This window comes from Magnetospirillum sp. ME-1, from assembly GCF_002105535.1.
Classification (GTDB): domain Bacteria; phylum Pseudomonadota; class Alphaproteobacteria; order Rhodospirillales; family Magnetospirillaceae; genus Phaeospirillum.
In genome coordinates this window covers 4,247,314-4,261,739 of the sequence record NZ_CP015848.1, presented here as the reverse complement: position 1 = coordinate 4,261,739, position 14,426 = coordinate 4,247,314, and the positions used below count along the sequence as shown (strand labels likewise).

Genomic DNA, 14,426 nt, shown 5'->3' with positions numbered 1-14,426 from the left:
ACAGACCTGTCTACCTCATTTTCCGGCCCGAAACCGTGGCGGAGGGAGCCGCAGCATGACCCATTATCTCGAGGACCTCACCCCCGGCCGGGTATTCTCGTCGCCGTCCTACGAGGTGACGGCGGCCGACATCAAGGGCTTCGCCGCCGCCTGGGACCCACAGCATTTCCACCTGGACGAGGAGACGGCCAAGGCGTCCTTCTTCGCCGGGCTGGCGGCGTCGGGCTGGCATACGGCGGCGGCCACCATGCGCCTGATGGTGACCAGCGAGCTGGACTTGCCGCTGGGCATCATCGGCAGCGGACTGGACTACCTGAAATGGCACCGGCCGGTGCGGCCCGGCGACGTGCTGACCTTGCGCATCGAGGTGGTGGAGACCCGCGAGATGCGCTCGAAGCCCGGCCTGGGACTGGCCCGCCTGCGGGTCGAGACCCTGGACGCCGAAGGTCTTGCGGTGCAGACCCTGGAGACTCAGCTGGTGGTGCCGGCCCGGACGGGCAGCCCGGTCCAATAGGCGGCCAGATCGTCGCGGCCGCCGGCGAACACCGAGCGGTCGCAGCGCTCCACGCCACGGACCGAACGGCTGCGGTCGCGGAACGGTCCGCCGTTGACGGCGTCGTCGCCGGCGTATTGCCACAGGCGCCAGCCCTTGGGGGCCCAGGCATGGGGCAATTCCGGCTCGTAGCGGTAATCGGCCAGCCACAGATCGCAGGCGGCCAGAATCGATCCCGGCTGGATGGCTCCGCCCAGGCTCTGGCCCGACATGACTTCGCCGTCGGCCCAGGCGGGATGGGCGTAGAGCAGGGGCAGCCGGCCGGTGGTGTCGGCGATTTCGCGCACGAAATCCTCGGCGGCGTCCAGGCGCATGGAATTGCCGGGCGCCCGGACATTGGCCTCCAGGTCGAGCACCAGCAGCGTGGCGGGGTCGGGGCGGGCGGCGGCCAGGAACATGCGGGCCTGGATGCGCCCCGGATGCTGGCGCGTGCCGAAATGATAGGCCCCCCACAGCAGGCCGGCGGCCAGGGCCTCGGCCCGGCGCTCCTCGTAGCGGGGGTCCTGCCAGTCGCCTTCGCTGGCCTTGTGGATCACCGCCAGCACGCCGCTGGACTCGCGGGCGGCGGCGAAGCTTTTGACCGGGTTGGCGTGGTGCAGGTCGATCACCGCGTTGAGCCCCACCAAAGCGGGCTCGTCCACCACGCCGGGGGTGGCCTTGGGCCGCGGCGGCCGGGCGAGGCGTGACGGCTCCGAGGCGCAGGCGGCCAGCCCCAGGGCCAGACCGCCGGCCAGAACATCGCGGCGGCGCATCACTCGTCCTTCTTGGGGGTGATGGCCTTGGGCTTCCAGGCGGCGACGGTGACCGGCTTGCCGGTCTGCGAGCGCATCATGCGGGGCTTCAGCACCTGATCGATGGAATCCACGGAAGAGGCCGGCTTGTTGCGGGCGGCGGCTTCCTCGGAATAGTACTTCACCATGTCGGCGAAGGGGATTTCCTCGTTGATGCCCTTGGCCATGGCCAGGGCGACGGGGGCGTGCTCGACGATCTTCTTGGTCAGCTGGTCGGCGGTGTAGGGGCCGTAGCGCCGCCAGATGCCGTCGAGGAAATGGCTGACCTGCTCGGACAGCATGTTGCCCTCGATCATGGTCGGCCGCCCGAAGGCGAAGGCGTGGAACACCGTGGGCTCGATGGGGCCGAAGGCGTCGGTGACGAAGGTGGCGGGCATCAGCTTGCGGCCGTGATAGGCCACGGCGAAATAGGCCTGCGACAGGTAGAGCAGGCGGTGCAGCTTTTGCGGCTGGATGTATTCGCGATCGTTCAGCGCCTGGTCCGAGATCCAGAACACCACGTCGAGACAGGATTTAACGGCTATGGGCATCGGGACCGGTTTCCTTGAAGCGATGCCGATGATAGCGTCGTCGGGAGCGCAAATCAAAGGAGCCGGGCCATGCGCGTGGCGTTCACCCTGAACGGCGAAATGGTGGAGGCCGAGGTCGAGCCCCGCACCCTGCTGGTCGCCCTGCTGCGCGAGACCTTCGGGCTGACCGGCACCCATGTGGGCTGCGATACCGGCCAGTGCGGCGCCTGTACCGTCCATCTGGACGGCCGTGCCGTCAAATCCTGTCTGGTGCTGGCCGCCCAGGCCGACGGACGCAGCGTGCTGACCATCGAGGGCGTGGCGGCCAAGGGGGAGAATGGGGGCGAAAGCCTGCATCCGCTGCAGGCCGCCTTCCGCGACCGCCACGCGCTGCAATGCGGCTTCTGCACGCCGGGCATGGTGATGAGCGGCCTCGACCTCGTCGCCCATCTGGACAGCCCCGACGAGGCCGCCATCCGCCATGGCCTGGACGGCAATCTGTGCCGCTGCACCGGCTATCGCCCCATCGTCGAGGCCATCGCCCAGACATTGCGGGAGAAGGGCTGATGTTTGCCTTCGACTACATCCGCCCCCAAAGCGTCGCCGAGGCGGTGTCGGCCCATGACGGCGACGAGCGGCGCTATCTCGCCGGGGGGCAAAGCCTGCTGGCGGCGCTGAAGCTGCGCCTGGCCCAGCCCTCGGCCCTGATCGACATCGCCCGCCTTGGGGAACTGAGCGGCACGCGGATCGAGGACGGGCGGCTGGTGGTGGGGGCGGCGACACCCCATGCCGGGATGGCGGCGCTGTCCGCCATTCCCGCCCTGGCCGAACTGGCCGGTTCCATCGGCGATCTGCAGGTGCGCAACATGGGCACATTGGGCGGCGCGCTGGCCAATGCCGACCCGGCCGGCGACCACGCGGCGGGCGTGCTGGGCCTGGGGGCCGAGATCGTGACCGACCGCCGGGTCATCAATGCCGACGATTTCTTCCTCGGCATGTTCGAGACGGTGCTGGAGCCGGGCGAGCTGATCGTCGCGGTCCGCTATCCCCTGCCGCGCCGCGCCGGCTACGCCAAGGTGCGCAATCCCGCCTCGGGCTATCCGGTGGTGGGCGTGTTCGTCGCCGAGACCGACACGGGAATCCGGGTGGCGGTGACCGGGGCGGCGTCCTGCCCCTTCCGCCTCGAGGAATTCGAGATGGCCCTGGCCGGGGATTTCTCCGCCGCCGCCCTGGAGGGGGTGAGCGTCCCGCCCGGCGAGCTCAACCGCGACCTGCACGCCAGCGCCGAGTACCGGGCGGCGCTGATCCCCGTCCTGGCGCGGCGCGCCCTCAACCACGGATGTGGTTCGTGAGATCGCCGGCCCTGGCCGGGCTGGTGCTGGCGGCGGGAAGGGCCAGCCGCATGGGACGCGACAAGCGCCTGCTGCGGGTCGAAGGGCGCAGCATGCTGGAGCGCGCCGTCACGGCGGCCCTGGACGGCGGCCTGGCGCCGGTGCTGGTGGTCACCGGACCCGAGCCGCAGCCCGACCTGCCGCCGGGCGTGGTGCGGGTGGTCAACGTCGATCCGTCGCGGGGCATGGGCTCCTCGCTGGCCGAAGGAATCGCCGCGCTGCCCCGGGATGCCGACGGCGTCATGGTGCTGCTGGCCGACATGCCGAGGGTGACGGGGGCCCATGTGCGGGCCCTGTCCGCCGCCTTCCGTCCCGAAGGTATCTGCGTGCCGGTGTTCGAGGGGCGGCGGGGCAATCCGGTGCTGCTGGCGCGGCGCTTCTTCGCCGCCATGGGGGAATTGACCGGAGACAAGGGCGCCAGGGGGCTGATCGCCCGGCATGCCCAGGCGGTGGCCGAGATCGCCATGGAAGATGACGGCGTCCTGATCGACGTGGATACGCCCGATGCGCTGCGGGCCTTGGGAGGAGAGGAATGATCAAGTCCATTCGCGAGGCGTTCCCCGCTTTGGGGCGGCCGGGATTTCATTATCTGGACAGCGCCGCCATGGCGCAGATTCCGGGCATGGTCTCGGAGACCATCGCCCACCTGAACCGCACCGCGCGCTCCAACGTGCGCCGCGGCCTGCACGAGATGGCGCGCCGCGCCGACGAAGCCTATGACGGGGCGCGGGACTCGGTGGGGCGTTTCCTCAGCGCTCCGCCCGAGGAGGTGGTGTTCACCGGCGGCTGCACCCTGGCGCTGAACATGGCGGCCTGGGGGCTGGGGTGCGCCCTCGGGCCTGGCGACGAGGTGGTGGTCAGCCGGCTCGAGCATCATTCCGCCTGCCTGCCCTGGATGGCGCTGGCCAAGGAGCGGGGATTCGCGCTCCGCTGGCTGGGGGTGACGCCCGAGGGGCGGCTGGACCTGGACGGACTGGGGGCGGTGGTGACGCCCCGCTGCAAGGTGGTGGTGGCGACCCACGCCTCCAACGTCACCGGCGCGGTCAGCGACCTTCCCCGTCTGGCCGAGGCGGCCCACGCGGTGGGGGCTGTTCTGCTGGTGGACGGCGCCCAGATGGTGCCGCACGGCCCGGTCGATCCCCGCGCGCTCGGCGCCGATCTCTACGCCTTCGCCGGGCACAAGGCCTATGGTCCCACCGGCATCGGGGTGCTGTGGGGCCGCGCCGAGATCCTGGCCGGCATGGCTCCCCTGGTGGTCGGCGGCGGCATGGTGGGCGCGGTGGAGGATGACGGCTTCACCCTGGCCGACCCGCCCCACCGCTTCGAGGCGGGCACGCCGCCGGTGGCCCAGGCGGTCGGGCTGGCCGCCGCGCTGGACTGGATGGGCGGGCTGGACTGGCAGGCGGTGCACCAGCAGGAAGCGGCGCTGACCTGGCATCTGCTTGACGGGCTGCGCGGCATGGACGGCGTGCGCATCGTCGGGCCGCTGGGCCTGGAGGCCCGGGTGCCGGTGGTGTCGTTCACGGTGGCGGGCTGCCATCCCCACGATCTCGCCCACCTGCTGGCCGAGCGCGGCGTGGCGGTGCGCGGCGGCGCCCATTGCGCCCGGCCGCTGATGAGCGCGCTGGGGCTGGAGGAGGGGACGCTGCGTGCCTCGCTGGCCCCTTATTCCGACCGGGCGGACGTCGACGCCCTGTTGAGCGCCTTGTCCGAGGCGGTGGCGGTGCTGCGATGAGCGACGAGCTTTACGGCGCCGCCATCAAGGAACTGGCCGCCAGGGAGCCGGCCACGCTGGATCACCCTGACGCCAGCGCCACCCAGGACAATCCCCTGTGCGGCGACCGGGTCGGCATCGACATCCGGATGGAAGGCGGCCGGGTCGTGGCCTTCGGCCACCGGGTCAAGGGCTGCGTGCTGTGCCGGGCCGCCTCGACCCTGGCGGCGGAGCAGGCGGTGGGCCTGGACGCGGAAGGCGCCGCAGAACTGGCCGATCAGGTGGCGGGAATGCTGAAGCAGGGGGCCGACCCCGCTTTTCCCGCCCTGGCGGCCTTTCTGCCGGTGCGTCCGCACAAGAGCCGGCACAACTGCGTCCTGCTGCCGTTCCGGGCTCTGGCCAAGGCGGTCGGGGGAGCCTGACCTTCGGTCAGATGGTGATGCCGATGCTGGCCAGGGTCTTGCTCAGCAGCATCATCTTGCGTTCCTTCTCCTCGCCGCTGGCGGTACCCAGGTAATCGGTGAGGAAGCCGGCGTCGCGAAGATAGGTGTTCAGCAACTGGCGCACGGCATCCATGTTGGTGCCGTCGATGAAGGTTCCCTTGCGGCAGAGGTCCAGGAGGGTCAGCACCTTCTGGGCCGGACCGCCCCCCTTCTTGTCGATCTGCTCGAACAGCCGCGCGTTCTTCAGCAGTTGGATCTGCGCCGCCTCGACCTGGGTCATGAAGGCCTGCTTGTCGCCATCGGGCAGCCATGACGCCTTGAGGGCGCGATGGATGCCGGCAAGGGTCTGAAGCTTGGGGACCGGAGGCTCCTGTCCGGCCACCACGCGCGGCACGAAATCCTTGTCGCCGAAATAATGGTCGATGAAGGTTTTCAGCGTGGCGCGGTTGCCCTGGCCCACCGCCACGGTGGTCAGCTGCATCAGGAAGGCGTAGCGGTCGGCCAGCACCTTGCGCTCGCGCAGCAGGTCGGTGACGCCTTCCTTGTTGAGGTGGCGGGCCTGGCGCCGTTCCAGCGAGGTCAGCGCCTTGGCGCCGCCGATCAGGGTGCTGCCGGTCCACATGCGCTTGAACAGGTCGAACAGGGCGGAAATCTCGATTTCCGGCTCGGCCGAGCGCAGCGGCATCTTGTTGGCCAGGGTGCGCAGCAAGGAGTATTCCACCGCCGCCTTGCAATTGGGCGCCGAGCCGTCGGCGATCATCTGGGCGATGGTGGTCATGGCCGCATGCGCCGTATCGCGCTGCTTCCACTCGCCCTTCCACAGGTCGGCAAGGTCGTTGCAACGCTCTTCCAGCGTTTCGCACAGGCCCAGCATCTGGTCCAGGGCCGGGTCGCTCTTCAGGCATTCGGACAGGATCTGTTCGACGTAGCGGCTTTCGTCCTTGCCCTTGGTGAGTTCCAGGATCTTCACCAGAACCGTGACCTTGTCCTTCCACACCTTGTGCGAGAACAGAAGCTCGGTCAGGGCGCGGTTGACCGCGTAATCCTTCTCGACGGGGGTGCCCTTCAGGCCGGCGCAATAGCCGGAGAAACCTTCGGGGGTGATGGCGGGCGGCGGCTTGTCCTTGTCGTCGTCCCAGACCTTCTTCATGCCGGCGCTGATGAGGGTATTGAGGTCGCGAAGCCGCTGCGCCGCGCTTTCGCCCTTCAGCTTGGCCTGGAGGGTGGCGATCTTGTCCACCGCGTTCATCATGGTGCGGCCGGCATCGTTCAGGCGCTTCTGGTACTTGGCCGAAAACACCAGCTCGGTCGGGGTGATGACCAGGGATTCGGTGAAATTGGTCAGGAAACGCCCGATGAGATCGCGCGATCCGGGCGAGAAGAAGTCCTCGACCTTGCTGCAGTAGGCGCCTTCAAGCAGAGCCTCCGGTGCCGCTTCCAGATCGTCTTTGGTCGGTATTGCCATCGAAATTTAGCCCGCTGCCCGTTTCCTGTTCCCCCGTCCACGCCATCATTATCGCCGGGGTACCATGGCATCAAATGATTTTTGCAATCGAGTCAGGATAGGATCGGGTGATTACTTATAAGAGCGAGGGGGAGGCGGCGCGCATGGGGTTCATAAGCGGCGTCAAGGAAAGAATTATCGCCCAATAGGCATTAGAACATCTGGGCAAGCGCCTTTGGCATGGAGTAAGGTAATCTCCGTACGCTGTTGTCTCTCTGGGGAGAGGGACGGAGGGTGGTGGGGTGAAGGCGGACTTCAATAAATTCAAGGCGTCGCGCTGGCGATTGGTCGCTTTGCTATTGTTCGTCAATGCATCCGTGCTGGGTCTTGCGTGGATGTCGCTGGATGCCAGCTATCGCCAGTACCAGGACCGGGCGGCGGTCACCACTCGAAATACAAACCGGCTGGTGGCGCAAAGCATCGCCGGCGATATCGATCAGATCGATCTGGCCCTGCGCGCCGTCGGCGATGAAGCGGCACGGATTCAGGCCGCCGGCGGCTCGATCCGCGGACCGGAGATGAGGGCCTTCCTCGGGCGTGTTCAGGAGCGCCTGAAGATGACCGACAGCCTGCGCCTGGCGGACATCACCGGCGAAATCATCGTCGGTACGGACGGGCTGCAGACCGCCGTCAACACATCGGACCGCCAGTACTTCACCGTGCATCGCGATAATCCCGATGCCGGTCTGGCCATCTCGCCGCCGATCCTGGGGCGGGTCAGCAACAAATGGGTGCTGATCTTCGCCCGCCGGCTGACCCAGGCCGACGGCAGTTTCGGCGGTATCGTCCTGGCGCCGGTGACCATCGCCTGGTTCGAGCAGAAGTTCAACGATCTGGAAGTCGGCCCCCAGGGCACCGTGGTGATGCGCGGCGACGCTTCGCGCAATTTCGACCTGCTGGCCCGCTTCCCCCATGCCGGCTATGTGGGGCAGACGACGGTGTCGCAGACGTTCCGCGACCGGATCACCGCCAATCCCAAGGGCGGAACCTACGAGGCGGTGGCGGGCGCCGACAACATCCGGCGCACCTTCTCGTACCAGCCCATCGCCAATTACCCGCTGATCACCCTGGTCGGCATGGCGACCGAGGATTATCTGGGCGAATGGCGCAAGGAAGGCGTCAAGGTCATCGTCCTGGCCGGGGCCTTCATCATCGTCACCTCGCTGGGCGGCATCGGCATGCTGCGCACCTGGCGGGCGCTGGAGCGCCGCACCGAGGAACTGGCCCGTTCCAACGCCGATCTGGAACAGTTCGCCTATGTGGCGTCCCACGATCTGCAGACGCCTTTGCGCAACATCGCCAGCTATGCGCAACTGCTGGCGCGGCGCTACGAGGGGCGGCTGGACAAGGATGCCGACGAGTTCATCGGCTATATCGTCGGCGGCGCCAAGCATATGTCGTCGATGATTCCCGATCTGCTCGACTATGCCCGGGTGTCGCGCTCGCCGCCCGAACTGATGCCGGTGGATCTCAATCAGGTGGTGAAGTCGGTCTTGACCAATCTCGGTCCGGATCTGCAGGAATCGGGTGCCGTCATCAAGATGGACACGCTGCCGGTGGTGCTGGCCGAGGCGCGGCAGGCGGAAAGCCTGTTCCAGAACCTGCTGGAAAACGCGCTCACCTATCGCCAGCCCGACGCCCCGCCGCAGATCGAGATCACCGCCAGCCAAGAGCCCAAGGGCCTGTGGCGCATCTCGGTCCGCGACAACGGCATCGGCATCGAGCCCGCCTATTTCGAGAAGATCTTCATCATCTTCCAGCGGCTGGAGCCGACGCGGTTTCCCGGCGGAACCGGCATCGGCCTGGCGCTGTGCCGGCGCATCGTCCATCGCTTCGGCGGCACCATCTGGGTCGAGTCCGAACCCAAGAAGGGCACCACCTTCAACTTCACCATGCGGCCGTCGGCGGAGGCCTGAGCGTCAGCTCTCCGCCGTGATGGTCACCTCCAACTCTCCGATTCCATCGATGCGTCCGCGCAGAAGGTCGCCGGCCACCACCGGGCCGACCCCTTCCGGCGTGCCGGTGAAGATCAGGTCCCCCGGCCCCAGATGGTAGTATTGGGACAGATGGGCGATGACCTCGGGCACCGACCAGATCATTTCATTGATATCGCCGCTCTGGCGGATCTGGCCGTTGACCTCAAGCGTGATGCGGCCCGCCAGCTTGGGGGTGTCGGCGCGCACCAGGGCCGAGATGGGCGCCGAGAACTCGAACGCCTTGCCCAGGCACCACGGACGGCCCTTGTCGCGGGCGGCGAATTGCAGGTCCCGCCGGGTCATGTCCAGGCCGACCGCATGGCCGAACACCGCGGAGCGGGCTTCATCGGGCGTGCATTTGTAGACGGGCCGCGACAGCGCCACCACCAGTTCCACCTCGTGGTGAAGGTTGGCGGTGCCGGGCGGGTAGGGAATGGCCCCGCCGCCGGGAACCAGCGCGTCGGCCGGCTTGGTGAAATAGAACGGCGGCTCGCGGTTGGGGTCCGAACCCATCTCGCGGGCATGGCCGGCATAGTTGCGCCCGACGCAAAATACGCGCCGCACCGGATAAAGGGCCGCTTCCCCCTTGACGGCGACGGCAGGAAGGGCAAGCTCGAAAAGGTGGGCGGTCACGGCAGCGGGCTCCTTGGTCTGACCTGATGTCAGGCGAATGGTGAACCGGTCGAAAGACAAGATCAACTCCGCTCCGGGGGCGTGATTGCATTCCAAGTAAATGCGCATTAGGATGCCGATTTAAGTGGATCCGTATCCGATGCGATGGCCGCCCGGTCCAGTGGAAGGGACGGGGCGGTGGTGGAGGTTCCGGCCGGGGACTGCCGGACCCTCGTAACGAGACAACGGAACGGGCCACAGGCCTGGAAGTCTGGGAGGACTGTCATGGAAGATGTGAAGGGTATTTCCCGTCGCGCGGTATTGCAGGCGGGCGCCGTCGCGGCCGTGGGCGCCGGCGGCTTCGTGCCGACCCGGTTCGCCATCGGCAACACCGCCAAGGTCAAGGTCGGCTTTTTGCTGCCCTATTCCGGCACCTATGCCGGGCTGGGCGAGGCCATCACCAACGGCTTCAAGCTGGCGCTGGAAGAGCGCGGCGGCAAGCTGGGCGGGCGCGACATCCAGTTCATCGCCGTGGACGACGAATCCAATCCCGCCAAGGGCCCCGAGAACACCAACAAGCTGGTGACCGGCGAGAACGTCGACTTCGTGGTCGGCCCGGTCCATTCGGGCGTGGCCATGGGCATGGTCAAGGTGGTGCGGGAAACCGGCACCATCACGGTCATCGCCAATGCCGGCGCCGGCGCGGCCACCGGCCCCTTGTGCGCGCCCAACATCTTCCGCACCTCGTTCACCAACTGGCAGACCGCCTATCCCATGGCCAAGGTCGCCATGGAGCGGGGCATGAAGAACGTGGTCACCATGTCGTGGAAGTATGCGGCGGGCGAGGAGGCGGTGGCCGGCTTCGAGCAGGGCTTCACCAAGGCCGGCGGCAAGATCGCCAAGCAGATCCTGGTGCCCTTCCCGCAGGAGGAGTTCCAGGCCAACCTGACCGAGATCGCGGCGCTGAAGCCCGACGGCGTCTTCGTGTTCTTCGCCGGCTCCGGCGCGCTGAAGTTCGTCAAGGACTATGCGGCGGCGGGGTTGAAGTCCATTCCCCTGATGGGGCCGGGCTTCCTCACCGACGGCGTGCTGAAGGAGCAGGGCGCGGCGGCCGAGGGGCTGCTGACCACGCTGCACTATGCCGACGCGTTGGACACCTCCGAGAACAAGGCCTTCCGCGGTGCCTACCGCAAGGCGTTCTCCAAGGACGCCGACGTCTACGCGGTGCAGGGCTATGACGCCGGCCAGCTGCTGTTCCAGGGCATGGGCGCCGTCAAGGGCGATACGGGGGCCAAGGCCGACCTGATCGCCGCCATGGAAAAGGCGGTGATCAACAGCCCGCGCGGCAGCTTCACCCTGTCCAAGGCCCACAATCCGGTCCAGGACATCTACCTGCGCCAGGTCAAGGGCGGCCAGGAAGTGGTTCTCGGCGTGGCCGAGAAGGCGCTGGCCGATCCCGCCACCGGTTGCAAGATGGGCTGATCCGTCGGGGCGCGCCGCCGGTTTTCCATGAAGGTGGAGGCCCCGTTCGCTCCTGGCGGGCGGGGACTTCGTGGAGAGCGGGCGGCGCGGCATCCCCGCCTTTTGACGTGTGCGGTCTGGAGCCACGATGGATTTCTGGTTTTTCCTGATTCAGGCGCTGAACGGCGTCCAGTACGGGCTCTTGCTGTTCCTGGTGGCCAGCGGCCTGACCCTGATCTTCGGGATCATGGGCATCATCAACCTGGCCCACGGCGCCTTCTACATGCTGGGCGCCTATCTGGCCTATTGGCTGGCCGGGGTAACCGGCAGCCTGACTGCGGCCGTGCTGCTGTCGCTGCCGCTGGCCGGCGCCATCGGCTATGGGATCGAGGCCTTGCTGGTCAGGACGCTCTACCGCCGTGACCATCTGGACCAGGTGCTGCTGACCTATGGCCTGATCCTCATCTTCAACGAGGCGACCCGCATGACCTGGGGCGCCGACGTCCATGGCGTGGCGGTTCCCGCCGCGCTCAACTGGTCCATCAAGCTCACCGATACCCTGTCCTATCCCGTCTACCGCCTGATGCTGTCCGCCGTATGCGCCGTGCTGGCGGTGGGCATGTATCTGGTCATCACCCGCACGCGCTTCGGCATGTGGGTACGGGCCGGGGCCTCCAACCGCGACATGGTGGCGGCGCTGGGCATCAACGTGAAGCTGCTGTTCGGCGTGGTGTTCGCCATCGGCGCCGCCCTGGCCGGGCTGGCCGGGGCCATCTCGACGCCCATCACCTCGGTGGCGCCGGGCATGGGCGATTCGGTGCTGATCCTGTGCTTCGTGGTGGTGGTGATCGGCGGCGTCGGCTCCATCAAGGGCGCCTTTCTCGGCGCCATGCTGATCGGTCTGGCCGACACCTTCGGCAAGGTTTTCGTTCCCGATTTCGCCAGCTTCACCGTCTATGGCGTCATGGCGGCGGTGCTGCTGTGGAAGCCCAGGGGATTGTTCTCATGATCAATCCCCCCAAGCGTCTCACCCTGATCCTGCTGGTGCTGCTGGCGGCGCTGGCGCTGTTTCCCGCCTGGGGGCCGCTGGCCTTTGGGCCCAAATACAATTTCCTGCTGCAGAAGCTGACCGGCATCATGATCCTGGCCATCCTGGCCATGAGCCTGGACCTGCTGGTGGGCGTCGCCGGGCTGGTCAGCCTGGGCCATGCCGCCTTCTTCGGCCTGGGCGGCTACATGCTGGCCCTGATGAGCCCGCAATACGAGGCCGCCAATCTGTGGGTGGTGCTGCCCGCCACCATGGGGGCGGTGGCGCTGGCGGCGCTGGTCATCGGCTTCCTCGCCATCCGCACGGCGGGCATCTACTTCATCATGGTGACCCTGGCCTTCGGCCAGATGGGCTACTACTTCTTCAACGATTCCAAGCTGGCCGGCGGTTCGGACGGGGCCTACATCTACGTCAAGCCGGTGGTCGAGGCCTTTGGAATCACCCTGGTCAACCTGGAGAGCAAGGCCTCCTTCTTCTTCGTGGTGCTGGGCTGTCTGGTGGCCGTCTACCTGCTGCTGAGGGTGATTCTGGCCTCGCCCTTCGGCCGGGTGCTGGCCGCCATCGGCGTCAACGAGGGCCGGGTGCGCGGCCTGGGCTTCGATCCCATGCTCTACAAGCTGGTGGCCTTCGCCATCGCCGGCGCCCTGGCCGGGCTGGCCGGCTTTCTGGCCGCCACCCAGTACGGCTTCGTCAATCCCGCCATGCTGGGCTGGCACCAGTCGGGACACGTGCTGGTGATGGTCATCCTGGGCGGCATGGGCACCCTGTTCGGCCCCATCCTGGGCGCCTTCATCCTGGAACTGGCCCATTTCGGCCTGGAAGCCATGACCGAGCACTGGCTGCTGCCCATGGGCGCCCTGGTGATCGCCATCGTGCTGGCCCTGCCCAAGGGCGTGGCAGGATTGCTGCTGCAATGGTGTGAGAAGAAGGGAGACCGATCTTGAGCGTCTCTCCCTTCCTGTTCGAAACCCGCGAGCTGACCAAGGCATTCGGCGGCCTGATTGCCGTCAACTCGGTCTCCATCGGCTTCAAGGAGCGCGAGGCCCACGCCATCATCGGCCCCAACGGCGCGGGCAAGAGCACCTTCGTCAACCTGCTGACCGGCCATCTGCCGGCCTCGGGCGGGCATGTGATGTTCCGGGGCTCGGACATCACCCGGCTGCCGGCCCACAAGGTGGCGCGGCTGGGCATCGGGCGCTCGTACCAGAAGACCAACATCTTCCCCACCTTCACCTGCTTCGAGAATTGCCGTCTGGCGGCGCAGTCCCATCTGCCCACCTCCATGCGCTTTTTGCGGCCCGCGGCCTCGTACCGCGATATTTCGGAAAAAGCCTCCAATGCGCTGGAGCGGGCCGGACTGGCCTCCCGCGCCGGGCGTATCGCCGGCACCATGTCCTATGGCGAACAGCGCCAGCTGGAGATCGCCATGGTGCTGGCCACCGCGCCCCAGGTCCTGGTCCTCGACGAGCCGCTGGCCGGCATGGGCAAGGAGGAATCCGAGGGCATGGTCCGTCTGCTGCAGGATCTGGCCCGCACCTACACCCTGATCCTGATCGAACACGACATGGATGCGGTCTTCGCCATCGCCAGGGTGCTGTCGGTGATGGTCAACGGCACGCTTCTGGAAAGCGGGCCGCTCGAGCAGATCCGCGCCAGCAAGGCGGTGCAGGACGCCTATCTCGGCGACGGGGCGGAGGCGTATTGATGGAGCTGTTCCTCGAGGCCACCGGCCTGCACACCTATTACGGCGCCAGCCATATTCTCCACGGCGTGGATTTCCGCGTCGGCCGGGGCGAGACGGTGGCGCTGATGGGCCGCAACGGCATGGGTAAGTCCACCTTGCTGAAAAGCCTGCTGGGTGTCGTCGCTCCCCGCCGGGGCAAGGTGACGGTTGGGGGGCGCGACGTTACCGGCATGGAGACCTCGGCCGTGATCCGCCACGGCATCGCCTATGTCCCCGAGGGGCGCGGCATGTTCCATAACCTCTCGGTGCGCGAGCATCTGCTGATGGCGGCGCGCAAGGGTCTGGGCGGCCGGGCCGACTGGACCTACGACCGGGTACTGGAGACCTTTCCCCGCCTGGCCGAGCGTCTGGACAACATGGGGACGCACCTGTCGGGCGGCGAGCAGCAGATGCTGTCCATCGGGCGCGCCCTGATGACCAATCCCGACCTCTTGATCCTGGACGAGGCCACCGAGGGCCTGGCTCCGCTGATCCGCCGCGAGATCTGGCGGGTGGTGCGCGCCGTCAAGGACACGGGCATCGCCACCATCGTGGTGGACAAGAACGTGGGGGTCCTGCTGGACCTCGCCGACCGTCACGTCATCCTCGTCAAGGGCGAGGTGGTCTATGACGGTGGGCCGCACGAACTGAAAAGCGATTCGAGCATACTCGAACGACATATCGGGCTCTGACCGGCAAAG

16 protein-coding genes are annotated in these 14,426 nt (G+C 67.4%); 12 read left to right on the top strand and 4 right to left on the bottom strand.

All coding sequences use genetic code 11. From position 1 onward, the window contains the following. The first annotated feature begins 55 nt into the window (after positions 1 to 55). Entirely contained in the window at positions 56 to 514 is a 459-nt protein-coding gene (locus tag WV31_RS19975; RefSeq protein ID WP_085375177.1) for a MaoC family dehydratase, read from the top strand. Here the strand turns inward: WV31_RS19975 and WV31_RS19970 are convergent. Together WV31_RS19970 and WV31_RS19965 are read right to left on the bottom strand one after the other, a co-directional pair. Further along, positions 472 to 1,305 carry a glycoside hydrolase family 25 protein gene (locus WV31_RS19970; protein ID WP_085375176.1) on the bottom strand — a complete coding sequence of 278 codons (834 nt, stop codon included), beginning with the start codon at positions 1,303 to 1,305 and terminating at the stop codon, positions 472 to 474. The two genes, WV31_RS19975 and WV31_RS19970, sit on opposite strands and share 43 nt — an antisense overlap. Further along, positions 1,305 to 1,874, bottom strand: coding sequence for a Panacea domain-containing protein (locus tag WV31_RS19965; protein WP_085375175.1), 570 nt, complete (start codon positions 1,872 to 1,874; stop codon positions 1,305 to 1,307). Before WV31_RS19965 ends, WV31_RS19970 begins: the two co-directional genes overlap by 1 nt. 69 nt (positions 1,875 to 1,943) lie before the next feature. Here WV31_RS19965 and WV31_RS19960 point away from each other — a divergent pair, with 69 nt between their 5' ends. The 5 genes from WV31_RS19960 to WV31_RS19940 are packed head-to-tail and all read left to right on the top strand — an operon-like array spanning position 1,944 to position 5,380. Then, complete coding sequence (locus WV31_RS19960) at positions 1,944 to 2,420, top strand: (2Fe-2S)-binding protein (RefSeq protein WP_085375174.1); 477 nt, start codon at positions 1,944 to 1,946, stop codon at positions 2,418 to 2,420. Then, positions 2,420 to 3,205, top strand: coding sequence for an FAD binding domain-containing protein (locus WV31_RS19955; protein ID WP_085375173.1), 786 nt, complete (start codon positions 2,420 to 2,422; stop codon positions 3,203 to 3,205). Before WV31_RS19960 ends, WV31_RS19955 begins: the two co-directional genes overlap by 1 nt. Further along, positions 3,202 to 3,780, top strand: a complete 579-nt coding sequence (locus WV31_RS19950; protein ID WP_237051393.1) for a nucleotidyltransferase family protein — start codon at positions 3,202 to 3,204, stop codon at positions 3,778 to 3,780. The genes WV31_RS19955 and WV31_RS19950 overlap by 4 nt, the downstream gene beginning before the upstream one ends. Next, positions 3,777 to 4,979 (top strand): aminotransferase class V-fold PLP-dependent enzyme, encoded by a 1,203-nt coding sequence (locus WV31_RS19945; RefSeq protein ID WP_085375171.1) that lies wholly within the window; start codon positions 3,777 to 3,779, stop codon positions 4,977 to 4,979. The genes WV31_RS19950 and WV31_RS19945 overlap by 4 nt, the downstream gene beginning before the upstream one ends. After that, the gene (locus WV31_RS19940; RefSeq protein ID WP_085375170.1) at positions 4,976 to 5,380 is read left to right on the top strand and encodes an iron-sulfur cluster assembly scaffold protein; all 405 of its coding nucleotides are present in this window, start codon (positions 4,976 to 4,978) and stop codon (positions 5,378 to 5,380) included. Before WV31_RS19945 ends, WV31_RS19940 begins: the two co-directional genes overlap by 4 nt. A gap of 7 nt (positions 5,381 to 5,387) precedes the next feature. Here WV31_RS19940 and WV31_RS19935 read toward each other — a convergent pair whose 3' ends face one another. Then, positions 5,388 to 6,866 carry a hypothetical protein gene (locus WV31_RS19935; protein ID WP_085375169.1) on the bottom strand — a complete coding sequence of 493 codons (1,479 nt, stop codon included), beginning with the start codon at positions 6,864 to 6,866 and terminating at the stop codon, positions 5,388 to 5,390. 281 nt (positions 6,867 to 7,147) lie between these two features. On the opposite strand from WV31_RS19935, the gene WV31_RS19930 reads away from it, so the two are divergent. Next, positions 7,148 to 8,821, top strand: coding sequence for a sensor histidine kinase (locus WV31_RS19930; protein ID WP_237051392.1), 1,674 nt, complete (start codon positions 7,148 to 7,150; stop codon positions 8,819 to 8,821). A 3-nt stretch (positions 8,822 to 8,824) separates the two neighbouring features. On the opposite strand, the gene WV31_RS19925 is transcribed toward WV31_RS19930, so the two are convergent. Next, positions 8,825 to 9,514, bottom strand: a complete 690-nt coding sequence (locus tag WV31_RS19925; RefSeq protein WP_085375699.1) for a fumarylacetoacetate hydrolase family protein — start codon at positions 9,512 to 9,514, stop codon at positions 8,825 to 8,827. Positions 9,515 to 9,778: 264 nt separating this feature from the next. Here WV31_RS19925 and WV31_RS19920 point away from each other — a divergent pair, with 264 nt between their 5' ends. The 5 genes from WV31_RS19920 (at position 9,779) to WV31_RS19900 (ending at position 14,417) form a co-directional block, all read left to right on the top strand. Beyond that, positions 9,779 to 10,975 carry an ABC transporter substrate-binding protein gene (locus WV31_RS19920; protein ID WP_206072562.1) on the top strand — a complete coding sequence of 399 codons (1,197 nt, stop codon included), beginning with the start codon at positions 9,779 to 9,781 and terminating at the stop codon, positions 10,973 to 10,975. A 127-nt stretch (positions 10,976 to 11,102) separates the two neighbouring features. Further along, entirely contained in the window at positions 11,103 to 11,963 is an 861-nt protein-coding gene (locus WV31_RS19915) for a branched-chain amino acid ABC transporter permease (protein ID WP_085375167.1), read from the top strand. Further along, positions 11,960 to 12,946: a branched-chain amino acid ABC transporter permease gene (locus tag WV31_RS19910; protein ID WP_085375166.1), complete on the top strand. Its 987-nt coding sequence runs from the start codon at positions 11,960 to 11,962 to the stop codon at positions 12,944 to 12,946. The genes WV31_RS19915 and WV31_RS19910 overlap by 4 nt, the downstream gene beginning before the upstream one ends. Beyond that, the gene (locus WV31_RS19905; RefSeq protein ID WP_085375165.1) at positions 12,943 to 13,707 is read left to right on the top strand and encodes an ABC transporter ATP-binding protein; all 765 of its coding nucleotides are present in this window, start codon (positions 12,943 to 12,945) and stop codon (positions 13,705 to 13,707) included. The genes WV31_RS19910 and WV31_RS19905 overlap by 4 nt, the downstream gene beginning before the upstream one ends. After that, positions 13,707 to 14,417: an ABC transporter ATP-binding protein gene (locus WV31_RS19900; RefSeq protein ID WP_085375164.1), complete on the top strand. Its 711-nt coding sequence runs from the start codon at positions 13,707 to 13,709 to the stop codon at positions 14,415 to 14,417. Before WV31_RS19905 ends, WV31_RS19900 begins: the two co-directional genes overlap by 1 nt. Positions 14,418 to 14,426: the final 9 nt, after the last annotated feature.

Excerpts from the sequence above, each read along its gene's own strand:
- WV31_RS19975 (WP_085375177.1), top strand. The coding sequence starts at position 56 with ATGACCCATTATCTCGAGGACCTCACCCCCGGCCGGGTATTCTCGTCG.
- WV31_RS19970 (WP_085375176.1), bottom strand. The coding sequence starts at position 1,305 with ATGCGCCGCCGCGATGTTCTGGCCGGCGGTCTGGCCCTGGGGCTGGCC.
- WV31_RS19965 (WP_085375175.1), bottom strand. The coding sequence starts at position 1,874 with ATGCCCATAGCCGTTAAATCCTGTCTCGACGTGGTGTTCTGGATCTCG.
- WV31_RS19960 (WP_085375174.1), top strand. The coding sequence starts at position 1,944 with ATGCGCGTGGCGTTCACCCTGAACGGCGAAATGGTGGAGGCCGAGGTC.
- WV31_RS19955 (WP_085375173.1), top strand. The coding sequence starts at position 2,420 with ATGTTTGCCTTCGACTACATCCGCCCCCAAAGCGTCGCCGAGGCGGTG.
- WV31_RS19945 (WP_085375171.1), top strand. The coding sequence starts at position 3,777 with ATGATCAAGTCCATTCGCGAGGCGTTCCCCGCTTTGGGGCGGCCGGGA.
- WV31_RS19940 (WP_085375170.1), top strand. The coding sequence starts at position 4,976 with ATGAGCGACGAGCTTTACGGCGCCGCCATCAAGGAACTGGCCGCCAGG.
- WV31_RS19935 (WP_085375169.1), bottom strand. The coding sequence starts at position 6,866 with ATGGCAATACCGACCAAAGACGATCTGGAAGCGGCACCGGAGGCTCTG.
- WV31_RS19920 (WP_206072562.1), top strand. The coding sequence starts at position 9,779 with ATGGAAGATGTGAAGGGTATTTCCCGTCGCGCGGTATTGCAGGCGGGC.
- WV31_RS19915 (WP_085375167.1), top strand. The coding sequence starts at position 11,103 with ATGGATTTCTGGTTTTTCCTGATTCAGGCGCTGAACGGCGTCCAGTAC.
- WV31_RS19910 (WP_085375166.1), top strand. The coding sequence starts at position 11,960 with ATGATCAATCCCCCCAAGCGTCTCACCCTGATCCTGCTGGTGCTGCTG.
- WV31_RS19900 (WP_085375164.1), top strand. The coding sequence starts at position 13,707 with ATGGAGCTGTTCCTCGAGGCCACCGGCCTGCACACCTATTACGGCGCC.